This is a genomic window from uncultured Campylobacter sp. (assembly GCF_937890585.1).
Lineage (GTDB): Bacteria > Campylobacterota > Campylobacteria > Campylobacterales > Campylobacteraceae > Campylobacter_A.
This window is the reverse complement of the sequence record NZ_CALACG010000134.1, coordinates 1-3,886: the sequence shown is the minus strand read 5'-3', so window position 1 is coordinate 3,886 and position 3,886 is coordinate 1. Positions and strand designations below refer to the sequence as shown.

Genomic DNA, 3,886 nt, shown 5'->3' with positions numbered 1-3,886 from the left:
TCTTTTGACAGCGTCGTAATTTTTACCAAGCTCGCTCCAAAATTTATCAACCCTGCTAGCAAAGCTAGAACTCTTTTTAGAAAACCACATCTTTATCCTTTTTGTTAAAATTTTCAATATTTCTTTGCGTATAAATTTTCATCGATGGAAACTCTAACGCACTTAGTTTATCAAAACCAACTTCGTTAAAAACACAGCCTGTGTCGATATCTGCGCTATTTTTATAAAATTTTACCTCTCTTACTGGCGTGTGCCCATAGACGTTAAAGATGCCACTAACTTGCAGCTCATCGCCTCTGCCTGAGAGCAGGTGCCTTCTAAACTCTTCGCTAGCATATTTATCGTTTCTTAGCTCCCACATATTGCCAACGGCTGAGTGAGAGACTACCAGATGCTCGCCATTTTGGGTTTTATAATCTTTAAATTCCAGATAAACTGGCCTGCTTTCTAAAAAATCCACATGCCTTTGCTTAAACTCTGTGCTTTGTCCAAGATACGATCTATATGTCGCTTCGCCGCCGTTTCCAAAGAACCAGCTCCTGTCAAATGGCACTTTGTTGTTTAAAAACTCAAATTTATTGTTTAGTAGCCTTCGCTCGTGATTTCCCATGACCATTTTATAGTCATTTTGCATGATAAGTTCGACCACGTCGCAGCTAAAAAGCCCCCGATCTATCACGTCGCCAACAAAGCAAATTTGAGATTTTTCTTTGTTTGGAAACTGCTTGATAAGCTCTAAAAGCGTGTTAAAACAGCCATGCACATCGCCTATGATGTAAATTTGCTCGCTCAAATTTTCTCCTTTGTGCCAAATTTTAGTCTATTAAACTTAAAAATAAAGATTGTTATTTGCTGATAAATTTAGAAAGAAATTTTATTTATGAAATTTAAAGCAGTAGGGGGCAAAACCCCCTAAAATCATTGTGCGTAAAAGCCGCTAACCTTGCCGGTGAGATCTATCATGATGTTTTTCATCTGAGTGTAGTGCTCAAGTATGATCTTGTGCGTCTCACGGCCGATACCTGAGTTTTTATATCCACCAAATGGGCTTCCTGCTGGGATTTGATTATAAGTGTTGATCCAAACCCTGCCAGTCTCCATAGACCTTGCAACGCGAAGCGCTTTCGTGATGTCTTGCGTGAAAATTCCGCCACCAAGGCCGTATTCGCTGTCATTTACCATTTTGATAAGCTCGGCTTCATCTTTAAATTTGATGACAACGCCAACTGGTCCAAAGATTTCCTCCTGAGCCACTCTCATATCGTTTGTCACATCAACTAGCAGCGTTGGCTCGACAAATGCGCCCTTGTCGCAACCATTTGCGGTGTAGGCTTTGCCGCCGACTGCTACTTTTGCACTTTCTTTTTTGCCGATCTCTACGTACTCTAAGATCTGCTCGGCTTGTTTTTTATTGATCTGAGAACCCATTTGAGTCTTAGGATCAAGCGGATCGCCAACTTTTATAGTGCTAAATTTCTTAACTGCAGCCTCGATAAATTTGTCATAAAAGCTCTCTTCTACGAAGATTCTAGACCCTGCGCAGCAAACTTGACCTTGGTTAAATAAAATTCCAAGCTGAAGTCCGTCAAGCGCCTTGTCTAAATTTGCGTCGCTAAAGAAGATATTTGCGCTCTTGCCGCCAAGCTCAAGTGTGGCTGGGATGATACGGCGAGCAGCAGCTATGGCGATATCACGGCCGATCTCGGTTGAGCCAGTAAATGCTAGTTTGTCAAGGCCTGGGTGGTTTTTGATCCACTCGCCGCTCTTGCTGCCTCTGCCGGTTACTATGTTTATCAAACCTTTTGGCAAAATTTTATCTATCAGCCTAAATAGCTCAAGCACGCTTAGACTTGTCTCGCTTGAAGGTTTAAAGACGCTCGCATCGCCTGCTGCGATAACTGGAGCTAGCTTCCAAGCTGCCATTAAAAATGGAAAATTCCAAGGCACGATCTGACCTACAACGCCTATTGGCTCGCGTAAAACGATAGAGAGTTGCTTCTCGTCAAGCACGTTTGCGCTGCCTTCTTCGCCCATGATAACGCCAGCAAAGTACCTAAAATGCTCTGCTGCAAAAGGGATATCGACATTTAGCGTCTCACGGATTGGCTTGCCGTTGTCCATGCTTTCAACTTTTGCTAAGTGTTCTTTGTGCTCGTCGATGATATCAGCGATCTTGTTTAGCAGCTTTGCGCGCTCGCTAACTGTGGTGTGTTTAAATTTATTAAAAGCCTCACGTGCAGCACGAACTGCGTCATTTACATCTTCTTCGGTAGCATCAGCGATCTTTGCAAGGTGCTCGCCGTTTGCTGGATTTTTGGCATCAAGTGTAGCGCCGTCTTTTGCGTCACGCCACTCACCATTTATGAAAAGCCCGTATTTTTCAAGTAGTTTCATACTTTTCTCCTTGATTAAGATTTTGTAAAAGGATTATAATATTAATAAAATTTATCAAAAATAAATTTTGGATATAAATTCTCTTTTTTAATAAAATTTATTATTTAAAGTAGGGTGGTTTTAAATTTAACTCTGCCAAGAGAGCAAAAACGTAGTCTCGCTATCAAGCTCGCTTTGGCATTTTACGGTGATGCCATTTTTCTTGCAGCACTCTTTTACTAAATTTAGCCCTATGCCAAAGCCGCCTTGATCGTCGTTAAATCTCGTGTAACGATCAAAAATTTTCATCTGCTGCTCTTTACTGATGCCACGTCCAGTGTTGCTTATGCTAAAGAAATTTGGCCCTAAAATGATGCTAACCTTTGAATTTGTCGCTGCATATTTTGAGGCGTTGCTTAAGAGGTTGTCTAAAATTTTACTCACATCTTCAAGGTCTGCGTTTATAAAACTAGGCTTTAGGCTAGCGTCTATCTTAAGTCCGCGTTTGGCAAAAAATGGTGAAAAATAGTTTAGCCTTTGCGTGGTTAGCAAATTTAGATCTATTAGCTCTTTTTTGCTTGGTTTATCAAGGTTAAAGCTTAGATGAACGAGTGCGTCATAGATGCCGCCTAGGCTCTTTGCAGCGAGGCTGATGTTGTTAAAACGCTTTAAATTTCGCTCATTTAGGTTGTTGCGATCGGCCGTTTCTATGCTCATAGAAATGACGCTTAGGGGTGTATTTATTTCGTGCGTTGAGTCTTTTATGAAGTGATTTAGCGTATCTATCTTTTCATAAAGTGGCTTTAGGCTTAGTTTTGCTAGGTAAAAGGCGACAAAGAGCAGGGCAAAAAGGAAAAAGAGTGCCTTTAGTGTGGTCGAAATTTGTAAAGATAAAATTTCAGCCTTGATATCTTTGCCAACTAGAAAGATGTCCGCGTGCGAGAGCTCGTCCGTGGCGTTGTCGTCCATATACTGGATCTTTTCAAAGATCGCGACCTTGCCGTCTATCAAATTTACATTTTTGCCCTTGTCTATCTTTTGACACTCAAAATCTTTATAAATTTTCTCGCCATTTTCCAGCATGATACAAGCATGTACGCCCTTTTCGTTTGTGAGGCTTTTGACTGAGTCTAGACCGCTCATCCTAGCTTTCATATAAATTCCCATTTTTATCTCTTTTAGCATTTTGACCTCATTTAAGATGAGCGCATTTTTTTTATTTTTGTAGTCGTTTATGAAAAAATAGCCTAGAAAAAGCACGGAACTAACAAGATAGAGGGATAAAATTTTAAATAAAATTTGCGTCTTTTCAGACATAGATGTAGCCATCTCCACGCCTGTTTAATATGGCATCTTTGCCTAAAATTTGGCGTAAATTTTTGATATAGACACGGAGGCTAAGCTCGCTTGGCTCCTCGTTAAATTTCCAAATTTTAGAAGCCTGACCCTCGCGACTCATTACGAATTTTTCAGCAAATTTGCCTAAAAAATGATACCCCGAGCCAGCCTGCGC

4 protein-coding genes are annotated in these 3,886 nt (G+C 40.8%); all 4 read right to left on the bottom strand.

The genetic code is table 11. The features are described 5' to 3' along the window. Positions 1-76: 76 nt before the first annotated feature. Entirely contained in the window at positions 77-793 is a 717-nt protein-coding gene (locus tag Q0296_RS03895; protein ID WP_103598782.1) for a metallophosphoesterase, read from the bottom strand. 125 nt (positions 794-918) lie between these two features. Continuing rightward, a complete protein-coding gene (locus Q0296_RS03890; RefSeq protein ID WP_298036758.1) occupies positions 919-2,394 on the bottom strand; it encodes an aldehyde dehydrogenase family protein in 1,476 nt (491 codons plus the stop codon). A gap of 126 nt (positions 2,395-2,520) precedes the next feature. Next, positions 2,521-3,690 carry a HAMP domain-containing sensor histidine kinase gene (locus tag Q0296_RS03885; protein ID WP_298036763.1) on the bottom strand — a complete coding sequence of 390 codons (1,170 nt, stop codon included), beginning with the start codon at positions 3,688-3,690 and terminating at the stop codon, positions 2,521-2,523. Continuing rightward, positions 3,683-3,886: winged helix-turn-helix domain-containing protein (locus tag Q0296_RS03880; RefSeq protein WP_298036755.1), on the bottom strand; the 204-nt coding region annotated here is incomplete at its 5' end. The genes Q0296_RS03885 and Q0296_RS03880, both read right to left, overlap by 8 nt.